Here is a 22402-nt window from a genome sequence, read left to right as displayed (position 1 = left end):
CCGCTTGGGGCCGTGAGCAGTCGGGGCGGGGCCAGATCGTCCTGCCTCGCCGGCCGCCGGGTGTCCGCGGTCGGCGGTGGGTGGTCGTTCAGACCCGACCAGTTCCCGCGGCTGCGGTCAGGCGGGCAGCGCGGGGGCGATCTCCGCCGCGGCGTCGGGGCCGAACGCGGCGCCGATGCGGGTCAGTGCGGACTCCCGGTCGAGCGTCCACTCCTGCGTGCCGACGGTCTCCAGCACCAGCACGGCGATCATCGAACCCAGCTGGGCGGACCGCTCCAGGCTCAGGTCCGCGTTCAGGCCGGCCAGGAAACCCGCCCGGAAGCCGTCGCCGACGCCCGTCGGGTCGGCCTTCGCCAGCTCGGGCACCGCGCCGACCTCCAGGGCCAGCCCGTCCTTGCCCACGATCTCCACACCCTTCTCGCCGAGGGTGGTGATGCGGATGCCGACGTGGTCCAGCACGTCGGCCTCGGACCAGGCCGTCTTCTGGAGCAGCAGCTCCCACTCGTAGTCGTTGGTGAACAGGTACTTCGCCCCGTCGACGAAGCGCCGCGCCTGCTCGCCGTTCATGCGGGCCAGCTGCTGCGACGGGTCCACCGCGAAGTCGATCCCGCGCTGGCGGCACTCGTCCGCGTGCCGGAGCATGCCGTCCGGGTCGTCCGGGCCGATCAGCATCAGCCCGATCCCGCCGACGCGGTCCGCGATCGGGCCCAGCTCGATGTTGCGGGCCTCGGCCATCGCGCCGGCGTAGAAGGTGGCGATCTGGTTGAGGTCGTCGTCCGTGGTGCACACGAACCGCGCGGTGTGGGCCAGCTCCGAGATCAGCACGCCGGACGCGTCCACGCCGTGGCGCTCCAGCCAGGACCGGTAGTCGGCGAAGTCCGCGCCCGCCGCGCCGACCAGCACCGGCTTCGCACCGAGCACCCCGAGGCCGAACGCGATGTTGGCGCCGATCCCGCCGCGGCGGACCACCAGGTCGTCGGCCAGGAAGCTCAGCGAGACGCGGTGCAGCTGGTCGGCGACCAGCTGCTCGGCGAACCGGCCGGGGAAGTGCATGAGATGGTCGGTTGCGATGCTGCCGGAAACGGCGATGCGGGCGTTGATGGCCACCGGTGCTCTGCTCCCTCTGGCTGGCTCGAACTGAAGTTACCGACGGGAAATACCCCGTCGGAGCTAAATCTGACCCGCTGACCGACACTACTAGCTGGTAGACCTGTCCGGCGCGCGCCGGTCGCCCTAGCGTCGCCTGCGTGAGCACCGTGACGGAACCGGAGACCATCGCCGAGCTGATCGACGACTGCGCCGACATCCCCGCCGAACTGCGCGCGGCACACGCCTCGGCGCCCCGGCCGCCTGCGCCGCGGGGCTGGGCGGTCGACGACGCCTGCCACGCACAGGTAGTCGGGCTGGAGGACTATTAGTTACGCGGACACGCGAAAAGGGCGCCGGTCGAAGCTCGACCGGCGCCCTTCACGTGTACTGGCTCAGTGGAACGAGTCGCCGCAGGCGCAGGAGCCCGTGGCGTTCGGGTTCTCGATGGTGAAGCCCTGCTTCTCGATCGAGTCGACGAAGTCGATCACCGCACCCTCGACGTACGGCGCGCTCATGCGGTCGACCGCCACGCGCAGGCCGTCGAAGTCGCGGAACAGGTCGCCGTCGAGCGTGCGCTCGTCGAAGAACAGCTGGTAGCGCAGTCCCGCGCAACCACCGGGCTGGACCGCGATGCGCAGGTGCATGTCGTCGCGGCCTTCCTGCTCGAGCAGGGCCTTCGCCTTGCTCGCCGCGGCGTCGCTCAACGTGACGCCGTGGGTGGCCTCGGCCTCGGCCTGCGTGCTGGTCTGCTCAGCGGCAGTCATAGCTCTCCCTCGGGGTCTTGCCGTGCACCGGGTGGGGGGTGCTCCTCCCTACTGGAACACCGGTGCCACCCGATCTGTTCCCGGGCTGGTTCCCGCCTTGGCGCTGATCCCATGGTTACACATCGGCGAGGGGGTTGAACACGCACGCCGCTGTCTGGAATAAGCTGGTTGGGTGAGGTTTCTCCGTCGTAACAGCACGACCACCGCAGACAGCCCCGAGATCGAGGCGGCCGAGGTGGCCGAAAGCGTCGAATCTCACACCCGTGGCTACACCCCGGGCAAGGGCAGGCCGACGCCGAAGCGCAAGGAGGCCGAGGGCAAGCGCCGCGGCCCCGTCGCGCCCCCGCCGAGGACCATGCGGGAGGCGATGAAGCGCAACCGCGAGCTGCGCAAGTCGAACCCGGTGGACAAGGAAGAGCGCCGCAGGCTCGCCAAAGAGCGCCAGGAGCGGATGGCCGCGGGCGACGACCGCTACCTGCTGCCGCGCGACAAGGGCCCGGTCAAGGCGTATGTGCGCGACCTGGTCGACTCGCGCCGCCACTTCCTCGGCGCGTTCATGCCGCTGGCGATCCTCGTGTTCGTCGTGCTGCTGGTGCCGTACCCGGTGATCCAGCAGTACGTGACGCTGCTGTGCATGGCCGCGCTGCTGGTCATGGCCGTCGAGGGTTACTTCAACGGCCGCCGCATCGCGCGGCTGGCCAGGGCGAAGTTCCCGAAGGAGAACATCAGCGGCCGGTCGCTGGGCTGGTACGCGTTCGTCCGGGCGAGCCAGATCCGCAAGCTCCGGATGCCCAAGCCGCGCGTGAAGGTCGGCGACACGGTCTCCTGACCGGCTGGAGCGCACTCCAGGTCGTTAGCAAGGCGAACCATTTCCGGTAGGCTGCCGGACATGGAGTTTCGCCGTCTCGGCCGCAGTGGCCTGTCCGTCAGTGAGATCGCCTACGGGAACTGGCTCACCCACGGTTCCCAGATCGACGAGGACCAGGCCCAGGCCTGCATCAAGGCCGCGCTCGACGCGGGCATCACGACCTTCGACACCGCCGACGTCTACGCCAACACCCTGGCGGAGTCGGTGCTCGGCCGCGGTCTGGCCGGTCAGCGCCGGGAGAGCCTGGAGATCTGCACGAAGGTGTTCTGGCCGACCGGCCCCGGCGGCCCGAACGACCGCGGCCTGGGCCGCAAGCACATCATCGAGTCCTGCCACGCCTCGCTGAAGCGGCTGCAGACCGACCACATCGACCTCTACCAGGCGCACCGGTTCGACCCGACCGTGCCGCTGGAGGAGACCATGTCGGCCTTCGCCGACCTGGTCCGCCAGGGCAAGGTGCTCTACATCGGGGTGTCGGAGTGGAATGCCGAGGAGATTACCCGCGGCGCCGCGCTGGCCCGCGAGCTGCGGATCCCCTTCGTGTCGAACCAGCCGCAGTACAACATGCTCTGGCGCGTCATCGAGGCGCAGGTCGTGCCCGCCAGCGAGCGCGAGGGGCTGAGCCAGATCGTCTGGTCGCCGATCGCGCAGGGGGTGCTGACCGGCAAGTACAAGCCGGGTCAGCCGCCGCCCGCCGGGTCGCGCGCCACGGACGAGCGGGGCTCGCAGTTCGTGCAGCGGTTCCTGCGGGACGAGGTGCTCGAGCGCGTGGCCCGGCTGGAGCCGCTGGCCGCGCAGGCCGGGCTGACGCTGGCGCAGCTGGCGGTGGCGTGGGTGCTGCAGAACCCGAACGTCGCCTCCGCGATCGTCGGCGCGTCGCGGCCGGAGCAGGTGCACGAGAACGTGAAGGCGGCGGGCGTGAAGCTCGACGCCGACCTGCTGACCGAGATCGACTCGGTGCTGCTGGGCGTGGTCGAGGACGATCCGCGTCTGACCGCCCGCGCCGGCTGACGATAGGTTTGGCGCCGTGACTGACGTGTCGTTCGCCGATGTCCCCCAGCCCGACGAAGCCGCCCGCGCCGAGGCGGTGCGGCGGCACGCGGAGCTGCTCAAACCGGTGTCCGCGCTGGGTGAGCTGGAGGCGCTCGGCGCGTGGGTCGCGGCCTGCCAGGGCTCGGCGCCGCCGCGGCGGTTCCAGCGGCCCCGGGTGATCGTGTTCGCCGGGGACCACGGGATCGCCGCGAAGGGCGTCTCCGCCTACCGGCCGGAGGTCACCGGGCAGCTGGTGGACAGCCTGCTCAAGGGCGCCGGGCCGGTCGCGGTCGCCGCCGCGGTGGCCGACGCCGGGCTGCGCGTGGTGGACATCGCGGTGGACGGGGAGACGCCGGTCGCCGAGTACAAGGTCCGGGCGGGCTCCGGGTCGATCGACGTCGAGGACGCCCTCACCGACGACGAGGTGCGGGCCGCCCTGCGGGCCGGCATGGCGATCGCGGACGCCGAGGTGGACGAGGGCGCCGATCTGCTGGTCGCGGGCAGCGTCGGGGTCGGGGCGACCACACCGGCCGCGGTGCTGGTCGCCGCGCTGACCGGCGCCGAGCCGGTGGCCGTGGTCGGCCGTGGTTCGGGCATCGACGACAACGCGTGGATGCGCAAGACCGTCGCGATCCGGGACGCGCTGCGGCGGGCCCGGGCGGTGCTGCCCGACCCGGTCGCGCTGCTGCGGACCGCGGGTGGCGCGGACCTGGCCGCGTTGACCGGGTTCCTGGCGCAGGCCGCGGTCCGCCGCACCCCGGTGCTGCTGGACGGGCTCGCGGTCGGCGCGGCGGCGCTGGTGGCGGAGGAACTGGCGCCCGGCGCGCGCTCCTGGTGGCAGGCCGCGCACCGCGACGCCGAGCCGGCGCACCAGATGGTGCTGGAGCACCTCGACCTCAAGCCGCTCGTCGACCTGGGCATCCGCCTCGGCGACGGCACCGGCGCCGCGACGGCCCTCCCGCTGCTGATCACGGCCGCCCGGCTGCTCACGGACCTGCCGACGCACGCGGAAGCCGGGGTCACGCCGCCGAACGCTTGATCCTGACGCGACGTCAGGTTCTAGCGTCGTCCACACCGGCGCAAAAGCGCTGGTGGAAGTGGGTGAACGGTATGTTCTACAAGGTCGGCGAGCTGGCACGGGCGACCGGTCTGACGGTGCGGACGCTGCACCACTACGACCACGTTGGTCTCGTGCGCCCGTCCGGGCGGACGCACTCCGGGCACCGGCTCTACGACGAGTCCGACGTCCGGCGGTTGTACGAGGTGCTGGCCCTGCGGCAGCTGGGCCTGCCGCTCGAGGACATCGCCGCGGCCCTGGAGGGCACGTCCGACCTGGCCGAACTGCTCGCACGGCACCGGGACCACGTCGACCGGCAGCTGGTGGCGATGCGCACGCTCCGGGCGCACCTCACCACGATGCTGGCGGCCGTCGACGAACCGGCAGGCGTCACCGGCTTCCTGGCTCTGATCCGGGAGGTGACCACCGTGGACGAGACGGTGAAGCAGTACTTCAGCGAAACCCAGCTGGCGGAGCTGGCCGAGCGCCGATCGCGGCTCGGCGAGCAGGAGGACGTCCAGCGGAGGTGGCAGGACCTGATCCCCCGCGTGCAGCGGGCCGTCGAGACCGGGGTCGACCCGGCGTCGGCGGAGGGGCGGGCGCTCGCGGCCGAGTGGATGGGCCTGCTGGAGGCTTTCCACGGTGGCGACACCGGGCTGCGGGACTCGCTCTACCGCATGCAGGCGGACAACAGCGAGCGGATCCAGCGTGAGCACGGCGGGCCGTCGCCGGAGCAGCTGGAGTTCATCCGGCGCGCCAGCGCCTCCTGACGACGAAGGGCCACCCCGCCGGAACGGGGTGGCCCTTCATGTCGAAGTGATCAGGACAGCTTGTGCATCCAGCCGTGCGGGTCGGGGCGCGTGCCCTCCTGGATGCCGGTCAGTTCGGCGCGCAGCTTCATCGTCACCTCGCCGGGCTCGCCGCCCGCGATGGTGAACTCGCCGCCCGCGTGCTTGACCCGGCCGACCGGCGTGATGACCGCCGCGGTGCCGCACGCGAACACCTCGGTCAGCTCACCGGACGCGGCCGCCTTCTCCCACTCGTCGGTGGAGATCCGGCGCTCCTCGATGCCCATGCCGTGGTCCGCGGCCAGCTTGATCAGCGAATCGCGGGTGACGCCGGGCAGCAGCGAACCGGACAGCTCCGGCGTGACGATCCGGGCGTCCGAACCCGAGCCGTACACGAAGAACAGGTTCATGCCGCCCATTTCCTCGACGTAGCGGCGCTCCACCGCGTCGAGCCACACCACCTGGTCGCAGCCCTGCTCCACGGCCTGCGACTGCGCCACGAAGGACGCCGCGTAGTTGCCGGCGAACTTCGCCGCGCCGGTGCCGCCCGGGGCCGCCCGCACGTACTCGGTGGACAGCCACACGCTCACCGGCTTCACGCCGCCGGTGAAGTACGAACCGGCGGGCGAGGCGATCACCAGGTACAGGTACTCGCTGGCCGGCGCGTTCACGCCGAGCCCCACCGAGGTGGAGATCATGAACGGTCGCAGGTACAGCGTGTCGCCCGGGTTGCTGGGCACCCAGCGCTCGTCGGCCGCGATCAGCTCCTGCAGCGAACCCAGGAACAGCTCGTCGGGCAGCTCCGGCATCGCGATGCGGGCCGCCGACCGGCGGAAACGGGCCGCGTTGGCGTCCGGGCGGAAGGCCGCGACCGACCCGTCCGGCTGGCGGTAGGCCTTGAGGCCCTCGAAGATCGCCTGCGCGTAGTGCAGCACGGAGGTGGCGGGGTCGAGCGTGACCGGCTCGTAGGGGCCGACGTTCGCGTCGTACCAGCCGCGGTCCTTGCTGTACTTGATCGTGACCATGTGGTCGGTGAAGAACGTCCCGAAGCCCGGCTTCGCCAGTACCTCGGCTACACGCTCCGCCGAAGCGGGAGACGGGTGCGGGGTACGGGTGAAGGGCAACGTGGTCGTCATTCGACCAGGATAACTGTTAGTTGGACTTCCGAGAATCGCCTACTCCCCTACCATGGCGGGCGTGACCGCCAACGTGCCGCAGCCCGCCACGCCGAACTCCGTCTCCGCCGGACCGGCGTCCGACGTCAAGACCTTCGTGACCGCCATCCTGCTCACCTTCGCGGTGGGCGAGCTGACGCTCCTCGGCTACGCCCTGCTCGGCGTGTTCGGCGGGATCATCGGCCTGGTCGGCGGCATCTTCGGCGTCGTGTGGTGGCGCAGCGTCCACGACAAGCAGGTGTTCCCGCGCGACCTGCCGGTGAAGTCGGTGATCATCCTCGCGGTCGCGACCGCGCTGATCACGCTGCTGGCGTTCCTGCTCGTCGCGTGACGGCGACGCCTGCCGCGACGGCGGCCACCGTCCCCAGTAGATAGACCGGCGGCAGCCAGGCCAGCAGCGTCACGGCCAGTACCGCCGCGATCACCGCGCGCGCGGTGATCCCGGTGATCATCGACAGCACCGCGGTCACCAGCACCTCGGCCAGCGCGGCCGCCGCGGCCAGCAGCAGCGCCTGGTCCGGGTCCAGCAGCACGGCCGCGACCGCGGCGATCAGTCCACAAGCGACGGACGCGCGCGGCCACGCCAGCTCCTCGCGGGCGCCGCCGATCGCGAGCAGCGCGGCGGGCACAGTGGACAGCACGACGACCCCGGCCAGCAACGGGTCCAGCACCTGCCCGTCCAAGGCGGCCAGCGCGTCCCGCACGGGCACCCCGGACAACGCCAGCCGCACCGGGCCGAGCTGGTAGAGCGCGCCCGCGCCGATGGCCAGCACCACCATGACCGAACCCGCGAGCCAGGACGGGTTGTGCCGCGGCAGCAACGGGAACAGCACCGCGCCCGCCGCGAACAGCCCGCCGATCGTGAAGTGCGGCGCGGTCACCGGCTGCGCGGGCTCGATCGCGAAACTCAGCGCCACGAAACCGGCCCCGGCGACCAGCAGGATGCCCAGCAGCCACGCCCGCGCGTACCTCGCCAGCCGCAGCCCGGCCGCGTCGGCGGCGGTGACCACCAGTGCGACGACCGCGGCCGCCAGCGGCTGTCCGGGGAACAGGTAGGCGGCGAACACCGACGCGAACAGCGGCACCAGCGCGAGGCGGGACACCAGGCGCGTGGCGGCCACCAGCCGGGCGGGGTTGGGCTCGAGCGCGGGGGGCTCGGGCACGGAGAACGCCAGCAGCGCCGCGACCACCGCGCCGCCGAGCAGCCACCAGCCGCCCGCCTGCGCGCCGACGGCCAGCGCGATCAGCAGTCCCGCCGCCAGCCGCACGCCCACCACCTGCCTCTCCTGCCGGGCTCCGTCCTCATTAGCATGGCTCACTACCCGGCCGGGTACCCCACCCGGCACGACCGTCGATGGATGCGCGAGGAGCCACAAGTGACCGTGCCGAAGTTTGCCCTGATCGAGAACACCGGCGCCGCGCTCGGCAAGAGCCGGGCCGAGGTCGTCGTGATCGGGACGCTCCAGGGCGACAAGGCCGTGACGCTGGCGCCGGGTGCGGAGGCCGTCGACGAGGCCTTCGACGGCTCGCTGGCCGAGCTGCTGTCCACCGTTGGCGCCTCCGGCAAGGCCGAAGAGGTCGTGAAGCTGCCCACGCTGGGCAAGCTGCCCGCCGCGGTCGTGCTGGCGGTCGGCCTCGGCCGCGCCGACGGGGACGGCACCGTGACCGCCGAGCAGGTGCGCCGCGCCGCGGGCGCCGCCGGGCGCGCGCTGGCCGGGACCGCGCGGGCGGTGTCCACGCTGTCCGCTGTGGACCTGCAGGCCGCGGTGGAGGGCACCGCGCTGGGCGCCTACAAGTTCACCGAGTACAAGTCCGAGGCCGGTGACGCGCCGGTCGCCGCGGTCGACTTCGCCACGCCGGCCGAGGGCACCAAGCGCGCGCACACCGCGACGCTGAAGGCCGCGACCGCGATCGCCGAGGCCGTGATCATCGCCCGCGACCTGATCAACACCCCGCCCAACGACCTGTTCCCGGCCTCCTTCGCCGAGCGCGCCCGCAAGCTCGCCGAAGCCAACGACCTCGACTTCGAGGTGCTCGACGAGAAACAGCTCAAGCGCAAGGGCTTCGGCGGCATCCTCGGCGTCGGCGGCGGCTCGTCCCGCCCGCCGCGGCTGGTGCGCGTGTCGTACAAGGGCCCGAAGGCGGCCAAGAAGGTCGCGCTGGTCGGCAAGGGCATCACGTTCGACTCGGGCGGCATCTCGATCAAGCCCGCCGCGAACATGGACCACATGACCTCGGACATGTCCGGGGCCGCCGCGGTGCTCGCCTCGGTCGTGCTCGCGGCCAAGCTCAAGTACCCGCTCGAGGTCACCGCCAACATCCCGCTCGCGGAGAACCTGCCGTCGGGCACCTCCTACCGGCCGGGTGACGTGCTGAGCATGTACGGCGGCAAGACCGTCGAGGTGCTCAACACCGACGCCGAGGGCCGCCTGGTGCTGGCCGACGCGATCGTGCGCGCCGCCGAGGACGACCCGGACTACCTGATCGAGACCTCGACCCTGACCGGCGCCCAGATGGTGGCGCTGGGCAACCGGACCGCCGGGATCATGGGCTCGGACGAGTTCCGCGACCGGGTGGCGGCGATCGCGCAGGCGACCGGCGAGGGCGGCTGGCCGATGCCGCTGCCCGAGGAGCTGCGCGGCGACCTGGACTCGCGGCTGGCCGACCTGGCGAACGTGACCGGGCACCGCTGGGGCGGGATGCTCGCCGCGGGCATCTTCCTGCGCGAGTTCGTCGCCGAGGGCCTGCCGTGGGCGCACATCGACATCGCGGGCCCGTCGTTCAACACCGGGGCGCCGTGGGGCTACACCGGCAAGGGCGGCACGGGCGTCCCGGTGCGCACCATCGCCGCGGTGCTGGCCGACATCGCCGACCAGGGCTAGCTTCGGTTTCCTGAGCGGCGGAGCCGCTTGCGGTGGGCCGTCAGCCGGCACCGCCGCGGGTTGGAACGGGCGGAGCCGCGCGGAGCGGGTCCGTTGAGGGTGGTGGCGGGCTGGCGGGAGGGGCCGCTACCCGCGCCGCCACCCAGGCCACTACCGCAATGCGCACTAGTCCGGCGTCACGGCGCGGCGGACGGTTTCGCGGAGGACGGCCCGGCGGCGGTCGTGGACGTCGCCGGGCTCCTCGGCCGTCGCGGCGTAGACGTTGCTCACCGGGGACCACGCCATCGACAGGGCGATCACCAGCGCCATGATGTCGAACGGGTCCCCGGGCACCACCTTGCCCGCGGCCTGCGCCTCGGCGATCGCGCGCAGCTTGTGGTCGTCGAGGCGGTCGGCGTCCTCCACGAGGTGGCCGGCGGGCCGACGCTCCAGCCGCGCCCAGGTGGCGAGCCGGATGAGGTCGGGCCGGCGGAGGTACTCGTCGTAGAGCCGCACCGCCCAGTCCGCCAGGTCGCTCGCGTCGACGGGCACGACGTTCACGATCCGTTCCAGTGAGGCGGAGAAGATCGCGTCGAACAGCCCTTCCTTGCTCCCGAAGTAGCCGTAGAGCTGCGCCTTGTTGGTGCGCGCCGCGGCCACGATGCGCTCAACGCGGGCACCGGCGATCCCGTGTTCGGCGAACTCGCGGGTCGCCTCCTCCATGATGCGCTGACGGGTCGCGGCGCCACGGGCGGTGGCGGGCAGATCGGGCATGGCACGGACGACGACGGGATGGCACGCGGTCGCGGGGACGCTACGACGGGCGCCTCTTCAGCGGCGGGAGCTGCGGCCCGACGACCTGGCGGTCCGGGTCGACCACTGCGGCGTCTGCCACTCCGACCTGCACGCGGTGCGAGCGGGCGGCACTCCGCTCGTGCCCGGCCACGAGTTCACCGGCGTGGTCACCGCGACCGGACCCGCGGTGTCCGCCTTCGCCGCCGGGGACGCGGTCGCCGTCGGCAACATCGTGGACTCCTGCGGGACCTGCGCCATGTGCCTCGCTGGGCAGGAGAACTTCTGCCACGACTTCCCCACCCTCACCTACGGCGGCACCGACCGCCACGACGGCTCCACGACGCTGGGCGGCTACTCGCGGGAGCACGTCGTCCGCGACCGGTTCGCCTACCCGCTCCCGGCAGGCATCGACCCCGCGGGCGCCGCACCACTGATGTGCGCCGGGATCACCGTGTGGGAACCGCTGCACAGCCTGGGCGCCGGGCCGGGCACCCGGGTCGCCGTGGCCGGGCTGGGCGGGCTGGGTCACCTCGCGGTCAAGTTCGCGGTGGCGCTCGGCGCCGAGACCACGGTGATCAGCCGGTCGGCGGACAAGGCGGGTGAGGCGCGCCGGCTCGGCGCCGCCGACCTGCTCGACTCGACGGACCCGGCCCGCATGGCGGACGCGCGGGGGCGGTTCGAAATCCTGATCGACACCATCTCCGCGCCCCACGACCTTGGCCCCTACCTGCGACTGCTGGCGCTGGACGGCACGCTCAGCCACCTCGGGCACCTGGGGCCGGTCACGGTGGAGACCCTCGACCTGCTCGTCGGGCGCAAGAAGCTCAGCTCGGCGGGCAGCGGTGGCAGGCCCGCGACCGCCGCCATGCTCGCCTTCTGCGCCGCGCGCGGGATCACCGCCGACGTGGAGGTGCTCCCGTCGGCCGCGGTGAACGACGCGCTCGAGCGCCTGGCGCGGGGCGACGTCCGCTACCGGTTCGTGCTCGATCTGTCCGACCTGGACTGATCCTCAGCCCTGCGCGCGCTTCTGCCGCTCTGTGTATTCGCGCATGCGCTTCGGGTAACCGACTTTCGCGACCTCGTACACCGGGATCGAATGCTTGCGCCCGAACTGCTGCGCGGCGTCCAGGCTGCCGATCCGCCGTCGTGTCCATTCGCCGTCGTGCGCGATCAGGACGACCGTGGTCTCGGTGACCGTCGTCCGCGGCTCGACGAACGCCTCGACGCCCCGCCGCGCGGCCGCCCAGCCCTCCAGATGACGCAGGTCAGCGTCACTGGCACGGCGCAGCGTGCCCGGTTTCCCGGCGCCGCGTCTGCGCTTCAGACCGTCGAACAGACCCACCTCGACCACCTCATCTCCGCCTGCCCTCCCCCGCCATTATCGCGGGGATCAGAAGTGCGCCGATTAACACACCCGGCTACCTCGCAGGGCCGGACTACGTAGTGACAAGATGATGAGGGTTTGGACGTAAAACGAGGAGTAAACGACGTGAGCGACGCTGGCGCCGACCTGGTGATCCTCGGTGGCGGATCCGGCGGCTACGCCGCGGCCTTCCGCGCCGCGGAGCTGGGCCAGTCCGTCATCCTGATCGAGAAGGACAAGCTGGGCGGGACGTGCCTGCATCGCGGCTGCATCCCGACCAAGGCCCTGCTCCACGCGGCCGAAGTCGCCGACACCGCCCGCGAGGGCGAGCAGTTCGGCGTGAAGACCACCCTGGAGGGCGTCGACATCGCCGGCGTCCACAAGTACAAGGACGGCGTCATCAGCCGCCTCTACAAGGGGCTGCAGGGCCTGGCCAAGGCCCACAAGGTGACCGTCGTCGAGGGCACCGGCACGTTCGTCGGCGGCACCACGGTCGAGGTCGACGGCACCCGGTACACGGGCAAGAACCTGGTCCTGGCCACCGGCTCGTACTCGAAGACCCTGCCGGGCCTGGAGCTGGGCGGCCGGATCATCGCCAGCGACGAGGCGCTGACCCTGGACTGGATCCCGGAGAAGGTCGTCGTGCTCGGCGGCGGTGTCATCGGCGTCGAGTTCGCCAGCGTGTGGGCCTCCTTCGGCGTGGACGTGACGATCGTCGAGGCGCTGCCGCGGCTGGTCCCGGCCGAGGACGAGTTCGCCAGCAAGCAGCTCGAGCGCGCCTTCCGCCGTCGCAAGATCAACTTCAAGACCGGCGTGAAGTTCACCGGCGCCAAGCAGGACGAGAACGGCGTGACCGTGTCCCTGGAGTCCGGCGAGACGCTGGAGGCCGACCTGCTGCTGGTCGCCGTCGGCCGCGGCCCCAACACCGCGGGCCACGGCTACGAGGAGGCCGGCGTCAAGATGGAGCGCGGCTTCGTCATCACCGACGAGCGCCTGCGCACCAACCTGCCGAACGTCTACGCCGTCGGCGACATCGTCCCCGGCCTGCAGCTCGCGCACCGCGGCTTCGCCCAGGGCATCTTCGTCGCCGAGGAGATCGCCGGCCTGGAGCCGAAGGCGATCGACGAGGCCGGCATCCCGCGCGTCACCTACAGCCACCCCGAGGTCGCCTCCGTCGGCCTGAGCGAGGCGGCTGCCAAGGAGCGCTACGGCTCGGACGTGCAGACCTTCACGTACGACCTGGCCGGCAACGGCAAGAGCCAGATCCTCAAGACTTCCGGCGCGATCAAGGTGATCAAGGCGCCGGACGGGCCGGTCGTCGGCCTGCACCTGGTCGGGGACCGGGTCGGCGAACTGATCGGCGAAGCCCAGCTGATCTACAACTGGGAGGCCTTCCCGGAGGACGTCGCTCCGCTGATCCACGCCCACCCGACCCAGACCGAGGCCCTCGGCGAAGCACACCTTGCCCTGGCCGGCAAGCCACTGCACGTGCACAGCTGACCGGACCGCAGCCGACAAAGATTCAAGGGAGTCAATTCACGATGGCCTTCTCCGTCACACTGCCGGAGCTCGGGGAGAGCGTTACCGAGGGCACCGTCACCCGCTGGCTCAAGCAGGAGGGTGACACGGTCGCGGTCGACGAGCCGTTGCTGGAGATCTCGACCGACAAGGTCGACACCGAGGTCCCGTCGCCGGTCGCAGGCACGCTGCAGAAGATCGTCGCCCAGGAGGACGAGACCGTCGAGGTCGGCGGCGAGCTCGCCGTGATCGACGACGGTTCCGGCGGCGGTTCCGCCCCCGCTCAGGAGCAGGCGCCCGCGCAGCAGGCCCAGCCCGAGCCGGAGCCCGAGCCCGAGCCCGAGCCGCAGCAGTCCGCGCCGCAGCAGCAGTCGGCCCCGGAGGCCCAGCCCGCGCCGAGCGGGTCCGCTCAGGGCACGCCGGTCACGCTGCCCGAGCTGGGCGAGAGCGTCACCGAGGGCACCGTCACCCGCTGGCTGAAGTCGGTCGGCGACACGGTCGAGGTGGACGAGCCGCTGCTGGAGATCTCCACCGACAAGGTCGACACCGAGGTCCCCTCGCCGATCGCCGGCACCCTGCTGGAGATCAGCGTCGGTGAGGACGAGACCGTCGAGGTCGGCGGCACGCTCGCCATCATCGGCGACGCCAGCGCCGCGCCCGCCCCGCAGCAGGAGCAGCCGAAGGCGCCGGAGCCCAAGCCCGAGCCGAAGCCGGAGCCGAAGCCCGAGCCCACCCCGGCCGCGCAGGCCCCCGCGCCCCAGCAGGCTCCCCAGCAGCCGGCCCCGCAGCAGCCCGCGCCGCAGCAGCCGGCCCCGCAGCCGCAGGCCGCCCCGGCCGCGAGCGACGGCAACGGCAGCGGCCCGTACGTCACCCCGCTGGTGCGCAAGCTCGCCACCGAGCACGGCATCGACCTGGCGTCGGTGACCGGCAGCGGTGTCGGCGGCCGCATCCGCAAGCAGGACGTGCTGGCGGCGGCCGAGGCGAAGCAGAAGCAGAGCGCTCCGGCCGCTCAGGCGCCCGCCGCGCAGGCCCCGGCCGCCGCGCCGAGCGCCCCCGCCGCCAAGGCCCCGGCGGCCCCGTCGCCGGAGCTGGCCGCGCTGCGCGGCACGGTGCAGAAGGCGAGCCGGATCCGCCAGGTCATCGCGCAGCGGACCCGCGAGTCGCTGCAGAACTCGGCGCAGCTGACCCAGGTGTTCGAGGTGGACGTCACCAAGATCGCCCGGCTGCGCCAGCAGGCGAAGGCCGCCTTCCAGGAGCGGGAGGGCGTGAAGCTCACCTTCCTGCCGTTCTTCGCCAAGGCGACGGTCGAGGCGCTCAAGCAGCACCCGAACATCAACGCCTACCTGGACGAGGAGAAGAAGGAGATCACCTACTTCGGCGAGGAGCACCTCGCCGTCGCGGTGGACACCGACCGCGGCCTGCTCTCCCCGGTCATCCACAAGGCGGGCGAGCTGAACCTGGCCGGCCTGGCCAGGGCGATCGCGGACGTCGCGGCCCGCACCCGCGCGAACAAGATCAAGCCGGACGAGCTGTCGGGCGGCACCTTCACGGTGACCAACCTGGGCAGCAACGGCGCCCTGTTCGACACGCCGATCATCAACCAGCCGCAGTCCGGGATCCTGGGCGTCGGCGCGGTGGTGAAGCGGCCGGTCGTGGTCACCGACGCCGACGGTCAGGACACCATCGCCATCCGGTCGATGGCCTACCTGGCCCTGACCTACGACCACCGCCTGATCGACGGCGCGGACGCCGGCCGGTTCCTGACCACGATCAAGAACCGCCTCGAAGAGGGCCACTTCGAGGACGAGCTGGGTCTGTAATCGCTTGACCGGAGACCCCCTCCCCCGGTATTCCGTAATTACGGAAAACTGGAGGAGGGGGTCTTCGTGCTTTCCCGGCGCACTCTGCTCGGCTCCGCGGCGCTCGCCGGCGCGGCGACGCTCGCCGTGCCCGCGACCGCGGTCGCCGACACGTCCACCCCGCAGGGCTGGTTCGACTGGATCGCCCGGCACCGCGACCGGGTCGGCGCGCTGGCCGTGGACGCCGACGGGCGCCGGGTGGCGCACCGGCCGCACGCCCCGCAGGTCCTGGCGTCCACGATCAAGGTCGTGCACCTCGCCGCATACGCCACCGCGGTCGAGCGCGGCCTGGACCCGGACGAGCCGGTGCGGCTCGGCGACTGGGAGGCGTTCTACCCGTTCGGCGGCGACGGCGGCGCGCACCTGGCCGCCCTCCAGGAACTCGGCATCCCGCACACCGACCGGGGCAACGCGCTCGACCCGGACGTGACCGTCCCGCTGGACCGGCTGGCCCGCGCGATGATCGTCTTCAGCGACAACTCCGCCGCCGACTACCTGCGCGACCGCCTCGGCGACCGGGCCCTGACCGCGGCGGCCGCCCGGGGCGGATGGCTCCGGCCGGACCTCCGGTCGTTCTGCGGCGAGGTGCTCCTGCTGCTGTTCCCCGAGTTCCTGCCACGCTCCCCCGCGCTGCGGCCCGGCGCGGGCGACCGGCTGGCGCGCCGGTTCGCCACCGAGCCGGCGTTCCGGGACGAGGTGCTCGCCCGCTTCCAGACCCCGCCGGCTGCCGAGGCCCAGGTGGCCTGGACGCGCGGGCACGGGCGCGGGAGCGCGGCCGGGCTGTTCGCGATGCACCGCGCGCTCGCGGCCGGCCGCTTCGGCGAGACCGTCGTGCGGCGCCACCTGGAGGAGCCCTTCGCCGCGCTCGTCCCGCCCGGCGCCGCCGCGGTCGCGTTCAAGGGCGGCAGCCTGCCGCGCGTGCTGACCACTGGGATGACCGTGCGGTGGCCGGACGGACGGGCCGCGACCCTCGCGCTCCTGCTCGACGACGTGGCCGACGCGGATTTCGCCAACCAGGGGCCGTTCCTGCGCGCCGGGCTAGCCGCACTGTCCACGCGGGAGGGTTTCGACGGGCTCGTGCGCGCGCTGCGCGGCTGACCGTCATGCTGGGCCCGTGAACGACGACGTGCTCAACCGCCTGGCGGACCTGGAACGCCGGGTGGCCGCGCTGGAAAGCGGCGTCAGGGCGGACGGGACGGGGGTGGTCGGTTACCGCGGCCGCACCGAGGAGCCACTCGAACTCGAGTGGGAGATCACCGTCACCCCGGCCCGCGCGCTGGCCCTGGACGACGGTCCCCGCGCGGAAGTGCTGGCGGCGCTGGGCAATCCGGCGCGCCTGGCGATCGTGCGGACGCTGGCCGCACGCGGGCCGCAGCCTGCCGCCGCGCTCCAGGAGGCCGCCGGGCTCGGCTCGACCGGGCAGCTCTACCACCACCTCAAGGCGCTCACCGGAGCCGGGATCGTCGAGCCGGACAAGCGCGGCAGCTACCGGTTGCCCGCCCGCGCCACGATCCCGGTGCTCGTGCTGCTGACCGCGGCCGCCGACGTCGCCGGGCAACTGCGGTGAGGGAACGTGCGCGAAGCGGCGGTGTGAGCAACGATCGGGGTATGCGAGTACTGATCGCCGGATCCAGCGGGCTACTCGGCTCGGCGCTCGTCGCCACGCTGCGCGACTCGGGGCACGACGTGCGACGGCTCGTCCGGCGTCCGGCCAGGGCCGCGGACGAGCACTCGTGGGACCCGCCGGCGGGCCGGATCGACGACCGCGCGTTCGAGGACGTCACGACGGTCGTCAACCTGTGCGGCTCGCCGATGGGGCTGCGGTGGAGCGCGGCCCGCAAGCAGATGATCCGCGACAGCCGGATCGAGCCGACCGAGGTGCTGGCCGAGGCCGTCGCCGAGTACCGGATCCCGGCCCTCGTCAACGCCTCCGGCATCGGCTACTACGGCGACACCGGCGACGCGGTGGTCACCGAGGAGTCGCCGCGGGGCGCGGGTTTCCTGGCCGAGCTGTGCGAGGCGTGGGAGGCGGCGACCGCCCCGGCCGCGGAGGCGGGCTCGCGCGTGGTGAACCTGCGCACCGGTCTGGTGCTGTCCAAGGACGGCCTGCTCGGGCCCCTCAAGCCGCTGTTCTGGCTCGGCCTCGGCGGCAGGCTCGGCGACGGCAGGCAGTACATGCCGTGGATCAGCCTGCGGGACCACGTGTCCGCGATGCGGTTCCTCATCGAGCACGAGACGTTGTCCGGCCCGGTGAACGTGTGCAACCCGGAACCGGCGACCAACGCCGAGTTCACCCGCGCGCTGGGGCACGCGCTGCGGCGGCCTGCCCCGTGGTGGGTACCCGGGTTCGCGTTGCGGACCGCGCTCGGCGAAGTGGCCGACGAGATGGCGCTGATCTCGCAGCGGGCGGTGCCCGCGGTGCTGGAGAAGGCCGGGTTCACGTTCGTGCACACCGACCTCGACGGCGCATTGGCGGTCGCCCTTTGACCAGGTGGCTTCCGCTCGGCGGCGCGTTCTTCGTCCTGTTCCTCGGGCTGGGCGTGGCCGTGGCGCGGCCGCCGTACGCCGTCGACCTGGCCGTGGCGGGACTGGTGCAGGGCTGGTGGCGCGACACGCCGGGCCGGGTGGCGCAGGTGGTCAGCGACGCGTTCGGACCGGTCGTGCCCGCGACCTTCGCGATCGCGCTCGCGATCGGGATCGTCGTGTGCTGGCGGCGCGGCATGCGCTACCAGGCAGGCGTGGCGCTGCGGGTGCTGGCCGTGCTCGCCACCACCCGGCTGGTGAGCGTTGTCTTCAAACCGCTGTTCGTGCGCGACCGGCCGCGCGAGTACCCGGAGTTCAGCTACCCCAGCGGCCACGTGGTGTCGATCTCCAGCACCGGCCTCGCGGCGGCGCTGCTGTGCCTGTGGCTGGCGCCGAGGCTGACGAAGTGGGTCGTGGTGTTCTTCTCGGTCGCGACGGTGCTGTGCGCGGCGAGCCGCGTGGTGCTCGGGGTGCACTGGGTCAGCGACACCGTCGGCGCCGTGCTCGGTGTGCTGGGCGTGGGTTTTCTCACGGGGTGGGCAGTGCGGTTGCTACCGCCACAGCCTGTCCCGTCGGCGCCGCGGTCGGCGTAACCTGCCAGACGTGAGTCCAAAGTCCTGCCGCGCCACCAGCACGCCCGTCACCGTCAAGAACGTCGGCACCATCGACTACCTGCAAGCCTGGGAGCTGCAGCGGGAGCTGGTGAACGCGCGGGCGGACTGCTCGGAGGCCCCGGACACGCTCCTGCTGCTGGAGCACCCGTCGGTCTACACCGCGGGCAAGCGCACCGAGGACGCGGACCGGCCGACCGACGGCACCCCGGTGATCGACGTCGACCGCGGCGGGAAGATCACCTGGCACGGGCCGGGGCAGCTGGTCGGCTACCCGATCGTCAAGCTGGGCGACCCGATCGACGTGGTGCACTACGTGCGGCGCCTGGAGGAGGCGCTGATCCGGGTGTGCGACCAGTTCGGCGTCTACACCGGGCGGGTCGAGGGCCGCAGCGGCGTGTGGGTGCCCGCGGACGAGCGCGGCCCGGAGCGCAAGATCGCGGCGATCGGCATCCGGGTGCAGCGCGGTGTGACGATGCACGGCTTCGAGCTGAACTGCAACGCGGACCTGACGGCGTTCGACAAGATCGTGCCGTGCGGGATCCGGGACGCCGGCGTGACGTCGCTGTCGTTCGAGCTGGAGCGGGACGTCCCGGTCGCCGAGGCGCTCCCCCTGGCCCGCGACGCGGTGCTGGCCGCGCTGGACGGCGAGCTGGCGGTGTCGGACGACCGGTGGCTGCGCCGTGAGGATTCGGCGCCCTCGGCGCCGGGCGTGACGTTCGCCCTCCGGCCCTGAGCCACGCCCAGGACCGGAGGACGCGCGGTCACAGCTGCGGGGCGACCTTCGAGGCGATCAGCTCGAGGTGGTCCAGGTCGGACAGGTCCAGCACCTGCAGGTAGAGGCGGGTGACGCCGGTGGCCTCGCGGTAGCGGCCGATCTTGTCGACCACCTCGTCCACCGTGCCTGCCAGGCCGTTCTGCTTCACCTCGTCGGTCTCGCGGCCGATCGCGGCGGCGCGGCGGGCGAACTCGGCGTCGTCCTTGCCGACGGCCACCACCTGGGCCGCGGAGCGGATGACCGTCTTCGGGTCGCGGCCGATCTCGCGGCACGCGGCGTCCACGCGCTCGAACTGGGCGGCGGCGGTGTCCGCGTCGACGAACGCCGCGTTGAACTCGTCGGCGAAGCGGGCCGCCAGGGCCGGGGTGCGCTTCTTGCCGCCACCGCCGATGATCACCGGCGGGCGCGGCGACTGGGCCGGCTTGGGCAGCGCGGGCGCGTCGGCGAGCTGGTAGTGCTTGCCGTCGAAGGAGAACGTCTCGCCCTCGGGGGTCTCCCACAGGCCGGTGATGATCTCCAGCTGCTCGGCGTAGAGGTCGAAGCGCTCCTTGATCTCCGGCATCGGGATGCCGTAGGCCTGGTGCTCGGCGTCGTACCAGCCGGAGCCGAGGCCGAAGTCCACGCGGCCGCCGGACATCTGGTCGACCTGCGCCACGGAGATCGCCAGCACCGACGGGTGCCGGAACGTCGCGGCGGTGACCAGCGTGCCCAGCCGGATGCGGGAGGTTTCGCGGGCCAGCGCGCCGAGGGTCACCCAGGCGTCGGTCGGGCCGGGCAGCCCGGAGGCGGAGCCCATCTTCAGGAAGTGGTCGGAACGGAAGAAGGCGTCGAAGCCGTTGTCCTCGGTCGCCTTGGCGACGCGCAGGAGATCGTCATAGCTCGCGCCCTGCTGGGGCTCAGTGAAAATCCGAAGGTCCACGAGCCCACCCTATCGATTCAGCTGGTACGCCGAACCCGGTGCAGCAGCTGCACGATCACCGCTTCGATCTGGGCGCCGACCTTCTTCGGGTCCGGTGAGCTCGCGATCTCGGTCGCCGCGCTGTGCAGGGCTCCGAACAGCAGCCGCGCGGTGATCTCGACCGGGACCTCGTCCACCTCGCCCGCCTCGATCAGGTCCTCCAGGCTCGACCGGATCAGCCCGAAGCTCGCCCTGTCCTCGGCCTCCCGCCAGCGCTCCCAGCCCATCACCACCGGAGCCTCGTGGATCGCGATTCGCTGGTAGGCCGGGTCGAGGCAGCTGGAGATGAACTCCCGCAGCCCCGCCAGCGCCCGCTCCCACGGCGCGCCGCTGCCGCCCATGATCTCTTCCAGCCGCCCGAAAACCCGGCTCTCCACCTTCTCGAACGCCGCTTCGAAGAGCGCCTGCTTTCCACTGAAATGGTGATACAGGGCACCTTTCGTGACCCGGGCGCGCTTGGCGACCTCGTCGAGCGAAGTGCTGGCGTAACCCCGTTTGGTGAACAGCTCCACCGCGCTGTTCACCAGGGCCGACCGCGTGGACTCCGAATAGTCGAGACGCCTGGACCGCATTGTCACCACGCTCACAAGCTTACGCCGGTTCCCGTTTCCATACCCGTGGTATGTTCGCAGTGTCGGCACCATACCGACGGTATGCTTCAAACCCAGAGTATGGCCGGGGTCACAACTTGGGGAGGACCCGTGAGCTGGAACGACTTCTACCGACGGCGCGACATCCTGGACGCCGTCCTGACCGCGGCGGCCCGCGACCCGCAGGGCCCGCTGCCCTTCGACGAGATCCCCGGTGCCGAGAAGGCCTTCGGCACCCGTGAAAACCTCATGCTCGCGCTGCACTACCGGTGGACCCAGCTGCTCAGCGGCCACCTGCGCGCCGCGGCCGAGGGCATCGACGAGCACAGCGACCACGTGGACGCCGTCAAGCGCGCCTGGACCGCGGCGGTCCGGCGCAACCGCGCGCTCTACGAGGTCGTCGCCGCCCACCGAGACGAATACCCCGCGCTCAAGGCCGCGCACCGCGCCGAGCAGGCGATGCTCGCCATCGCGGCCGGGCTGGCCGAGCCGGACGAGCCGGTGGACGAGGTGGCCAAGGTCGGCGCCGCGTTCGAGGCCCTGCTGAGCGAAGGCCCCGGCCTGCGTCCGGCGCGCCCGTTCGACCGTCTGCTGCGAATGCTGGCCCCGAGCGCGTGATCTTCCCTAATATCCGGGCATGAAAACCTGGACCGAGGCCGACATCCCCGACCAGACGGGCCGCACGGTGCTCGTCACCGGCGCGAACTCCGGCCTCGGTCTGCAAACCTCCCTCGTGCTGGCCGCCAAGGGCGCGCGCGTGCTGATCGCCTGCCGCAACCCGGAGCGCGGCGAACAGGCGCTGCGCACCGTCTCGGCGGGCGCGGCGGCCGCTCCCGAGCTGATCTCCCTGGACCTCGCCGACCTCGCGTCGGTGCGCGCGGCGGCGGCCCGCGCCGAGGAGCTCACCGGCGGGAAACTCGACGTCCTGATCAACAACGCCGGACTGATGGCCGCTCCGAAGGGCCGCACCAAGGACGGCTTCGAGCTGCAGTTCGGCACCAACCACCTGGGCCACGCCGCGCTGACCTGGCTGCTCATGCCCGCCCTCCGGCGCGGCACGAACGCCCGCGTGGTGACGCTGTCCAGCCTCGCCGCCACCGGCGGCCGCGTCGACTTCGACGACCCCGGCTTCGAGCACCGGCGCTACAACCCGGCCGCGGCGTACAGCCAGTCCAAGATCGCCAACCAGATCTTCGCGCTGGAACTGGACCGCCGCCTGCGTGCCGCCGGTGACGACGTGATCAGCGTGGCCGCCCACCCGGGCTACACGGCCACCAACCTGAACTCGAACATGGCCAACGCGCAGGGCCACCCCATCGTGCGCAAGCTCGTCGGCGGCGTGACCTTCCTGGGCGATCTGCTGGTGGCGCAGGGTGTCCGCACTGGCGCGCTGCCGTCCCTGATCGCGGCCACCGCGCCGGACGTCAACGGCGGCGACTACATCGGCCCGAGCCTGTTCCGCGGCATCCGCGGCAACCCCACCGTGGTGCAGCCGCTGCGGGCCGCGCTGGACCGCGAGAACGGCCGCAAGCTGTGGGACCTGACGGCCAAGCTGACCGGCGTGACCCCCGACCCAGCGTAGGTCATCCGCCCCGTCCGGGGGCGTACGCTGGGGCGCGTGACTGTTGTGCCTGAAGGTCGGAAGCTGCTGCGGCTCGAGGTCCGCAACAGTGAAACCCCGATCGAGAAGAAGCCGTCCTGGATCAAGACCCGCGCGAAGATGGGGCCGGAGTTCACCGAGCTCAAGGGCCTGGTGCGGCGGGAGGGCCTGCA

25 protein-coding genes and 1 pseudogene are annotated in these 22402 nt (G+C 72.2%); 18 read left to right on the top strand and 8 right to left on the bottom strand.

What is annotated here, in order from left to right:
• Positions 1 to 117: 117 nt before the first annotated feature.
• Positions 118 to 1107: a carbohydrate kinase family protein gene (locus tag ABZ193_RS11340; RefSeq protein WP_354709744.1), complete on the bottom strand. Its 990-nt coding sequence runs from the start codon at positions 1105 to 1107 to the stop codon at positions 118 to 120.
• A gap of 140 nt (positions 1108 to 1247) precedes the next feature.
• Between ABZ193_RS11340 and ABZ193_RS11335 the strand changes: the two genes are divergently transcribed.
• Positions 1248 to 1418, top strand: coding sequence for a hypothetical protein (locus tag ABZ193_RS11335; RefSeq protein ID WP_017984064.1), 171 nt, complete (start codon positions 1248 to 1250; stop codon positions 1416 to 1418).
• A gap of 63 nt (positions 1419 to 1481) precedes the next feature.
• Here the strand turns inward: ABZ193_RS11335 and ABZ193_RS11330 are convergent, their stop codons facing one another.
• Positions 1482 to 1853, bottom strand: a complete 372-nt coding sequence (locus ABZ193_RS11330; protein WP_017984065.1) for an iron-sulfur cluster assembly accessory protein — start codon at positions 1851 to 1853, stop codon at positions 1482 to 1484.
• A 172-nt stretch (positions 1854 to 2025) separates the two neighbouring features.
• On the opposite strand from ABZ193_RS11330, the gene ABZ193_RS11325 reads away from it, so the two are divergent.
• The 4 genes from ABZ193_RS11325 (at position 2026) to ABZ193_RS11310 (ending at position 5580) form a co-directional block, all read left to right on the top strand.
• On the top strand, positions 2026 to 2682 hold the full coding sequence (locus tag ABZ193_RS11325) for a DUF3043 domain-containing protein (protein ID WP_026153367.1): 657 nt from the start codon (positions 2026 to 2028) through the stop codon (positions 2680 to 2682).
• A 60-nt stretch (positions 2683 to 2742) separates the two neighbouring features.
• Positions 2743 to 3732: an aldo/keto reductase family protein gene (locus ABZ193_RS11320; RefSeq protein ID WP_020421871.1), complete on the top strand. Its 990-nt coding sequence runs from the start codon at positions 2743 to 2745 to the stop codon at positions 3730 to 3732.
• Between the two features lie 16 nt (positions 3733 to 3748).
• The gene (gene cobT, locus ABZ193_RS11315; protein WP_354709743.1) at positions 3749 to 4792 is read left to right on the top strand and encodes a nicotinate-nucleotide--dimethylbenzimidazole phosphoribosyltransferase; all 1044 of its coding nucleotides are present in this window, start codon (positions 3749 to 3751) and stop codon (positions 4790 to 4792) included.
• 71 nt (positions 4793 to 4863) lie between these two features.
• A complete protein-coding gene (locus tag ABZ193_RS11310) occupies positions 4864 to 5580 on the top strand; it encodes a MerR family transcriptional regulator (RefSeq protein WP_354709742.1) in 717 nt (238 codons plus the stop codon).
• A 50-nt stretch (positions 5581 to 5630) separates the two neighbouring features.
• Here ABZ193_RS11310 and ABZ193_RS11305 read toward each other — a convergent pair whose 3' ends face one another.
• The gene (locus ABZ193_RS11305) at positions 5631 to 6734 is read right to left on the bottom strand and encodes a branched-chain amino acid aminotransferase (protein ID WP_020421874.1); all 1104 of its coding nucleotides are present in this window, start codon (positions 6732 to 6734) and stop codon (positions 5631 to 5633) included.
• 52 nt (positions 6735 to 6786) lie between these two features.
• On the opposite strand from ABZ193_RS11305, the gene ABZ193_RS11300 reads away from it, so the two are divergent.
• Positions 6787 to 7104 (top strand): hypothetical protein, encoded by a 318-nt coding sequence (locus ABZ193_RS11300; protein ID WP_354709741.1) that lies wholly within the window; start codon positions 6787 to 6789, stop codon positions 7102 to 7104.
• Here the strand turns inward: ABZ193_RS11300 and ABZ193_RS11295 are convergent.
• Positions 7073 to 8050: a hypothetical protein gene (locus ABZ193_RS11295; protein ID WP_354709740.1), complete on the bottom strand. Its 978-nt coding sequence runs from the start codon at positions 8048 to 8050 to the stop codon at positions 7073 to 7075. The genes ABZ193_RS11300 and ABZ193_RS11295 overlap by 32 nt on opposite strands.
• 99 nt (positions 8051 to 8149) lie before the next feature.
• Between ABZ193_RS11295 and ABZ193_RS11290 the strand changes: the two genes are divergently transcribed.
• Entirely contained in the window at positions 8150 to 9655 is a 1506-nt protein-coding gene (locus tag ABZ193_RS11290) for a leucyl aminopeptidase (protein WP_354709739.1), read from the top strand.
• Positions 9656 to 9820: 165 nt separating this feature from the next.
• Here ABZ193_RS11290 and ABZ193_RS11285 read toward each other — a convergent pair whose 3' ends face one another.
• Complete coding sequence (locus ABZ193_RS11285) at positions 9821 to 10408, bottom strand: TetR family transcriptional regulator (protein WP_354709737.1); 588 nt, start codon at positions 10406 to 10408, stop codon at positions 9821 to 9823.
• Here ABZ193_RS11285 and ABZ193_RS11280 point away from each other — a divergent pair.
• On the top strand, positions 10407 to 11435 hold the full coding sequence (locus ABZ193_RS11280) for an NAD(P)-dependent alcohol dehydrogenase (RefSeq protein WP_354709736.1): 1029 nt from the start codon (positions 10407 to 10409) through the stop codon (positions 11433 to 11435). The two genes, ABZ193_RS11285 and ABZ193_RS11280, sit on opposite strands and share 2 nt — an antisense overlap.
• Before the next feature lie 3 nt (positions 11436 to 11438).
• Here the strand turns inward: ABZ193_RS11280 and ABZ193_RS11275 are convergent, their stop codons facing one another.
• Positions 11439 to 11780 carry a hypothetical protein gene (locus tag ABZ193_RS11275; protein ID WP_020421879.1) on the bottom strand — a complete coding sequence of 114 codons (342 nt, stop codon included), beginning with the start codon at positions 11778 to 11780 and terminating at the stop codon, positions 11439 to 11441.
• Positions 11781 to 11918: 138 nt separating this feature from the next.
• Between ABZ193_RS11275 and lpdA the strand changes: the two genes are divergently transcribed.
• From lpdA to lipB, 7 genes are all read left to right on the top strand, one after another.
• Positions 11919 to 13292: a dihydrolipoyl dehydrogenase gene (lpdA, locus tag ABZ193_RS11270; protein WP_237338200.1), complete on the top strand. Its 1374-nt coding sequence runs from the start codon at positions 11919 to 11921 to the stop codon at positions 13290 to 13292.
• A 41-nt stretch (positions 13293 to 13333) separates the two neighbouring features.
• Positions 13334 to 15130, top strand: a complete 1797-nt coding sequence (sucB, locus tag ABZ193_RS11265) for a 2-oxoglutarate dehydrogenase, E2 component, dihydrolipoamide succinyltransferase (RefSeq protein ID WP_354709734.1) — start codon at positions 13334 to 13336, stop codon at positions 15128 to 15130.
• Positions 15131 to 15196: 66 nt separating this feature from the next.
• Positions 15197 to 16267: a serine hydrolase gene (locus tag ABZ193_RS11260; protein WP_354709733.1), complete on the top strand. Its 1071-nt coding sequence runs from the start codon at positions 15197 to 15199 to the stop codon at positions 16265 to 16267.
• Between the two features lie 16 nt (positions 16268 to 16283).
• Positions 16284 to 16736 carry a helix-turn-helix domain-containing protein gene (locus ABZ193_RS11255; protein WP_354709731.1) on the top strand — a complete coding sequence of 151 codons (453 nt, stop codon included), beginning with the start codon at positions 16284 to 16286 and terminating at the stop codon, positions 16734 to 16736.
• 41 nt (positions 16737 to 16777) lie between these two features.
• Positions 16778 to 17656: a TIGR01777 family oxidoreductase gene (locus ABZ193_RS11250; RefSeq protein WP_020423084.1), complete on the top strand. Its 879-nt coding sequence runs from the start codon at positions 16778 to 16780 to the stop codon at positions 17654 to 17656.
• Positions 17653 to 18285, top strand: coding sequence for a phosphatase PAP2 family protein (locus ABZ193_RS11245; RefSeq protein WP_354709730.1), 633 nt, complete (start codon positions 17653 to 17655; stop codon positions 18283 to 18285). The genes ABZ193_RS11250 and ABZ193_RS11245 overlap by 4 nt, the downstream gene beginning before the upstream one ends.
• Position 18286: 1 nt before the next feature.
• Positions 18287 to 19039 carry a lipoyl(octanoyl) transferase LipB gene (lipB, locus tag ABZ193_RS11240; protein WP_157358847.1) on the top strand — a complete coding sequence of 251 codons (753 nt, stop codon included), beginning with the start codon at positions 18287 to 18289 and terminating at the stop codon, positions 19037 to 19039.
• Between the two features lie 28 nt (positions 19040 to 19067).
• Here lipB and ABZ193_RS11235 read toward each other — a convergent pair whose 3' ends face one another.
• Positions 19068 to 20000, bottom strand: coding sequence for an LLM class F420-dependent oxidoreductase (locus ABZ193_RS11235; protein WP_354709729.1), 933 nt, complete (start codon positions 19998 to 20000; stop codon positions 19068 to 19070).
• Positions 20001 to 20017: 17 nt separating this feature from the next.
• Positions 20018 to 20611 (bottom strand): TetR/AcrR family transcriptional regulator, encoded by a 594-nt coding sequence (locus ABZ193_RS11230; RefSeq protein ID WP_020423088.1) that lies wholly within the window; start codon positions 20609 to 20611, stop codon positions 20018 to 20020.
• Between the two features lie 129 nt (positions 20612 to 20740).
• On the opposite strand from ABZ193_RS11230, the gene ABZ193_RS11225 reads away from it, so the two are divergent.
• The 3 genes and pseudogenes from ABZ193_RS11225 to ABZ193_RS11215 all read left to right on the top strand — a co-directional run.
• Positions 20741 to 21247: a hypothetical protein gene (locus ABZ193_RS11225; RefSeq protein ID WP_237338206.1), complete on the top strand. Its 507-nt coding sequence runs from the start codon at positions 20741 to 20743 to the stop codon at positions 21245 to 21247.
• A gap of 19 nt (positions 21248 to 21266) precedes the next feature.
• Positions 21267 to 22211, top strand: a complete 945-nt coding sequence (locus ABZ193_RS11220; RefSeq protein WP_354709728.1) for an oxidoreductase — start codon at positions 21267 to 21269, stop codon at positions 22209 to 22211.
• A 36-nt stretch (positions 22212 to 22247) separates the two neighbouring features.
• A pseudogene (locus ABZ193_RS11215) lies at positions 22248 to 22402 on the top strand (lipoyl synthase); the annotation flags it as partial.

The organism is Amycolatopsis sp. NPDC006125 (genome assembly GCF_040614195.1).
Lineage (GTDB): Bacteria > Actinomycetota > Actinomycetes > Mycobacteriales > Pseudonocardiaceae > Amycolatopsis_E > Amycolatopsis_E tucumanensis.
This window is presented reverse-complemented; position numbering and strand designations above follow the sequence as displayed.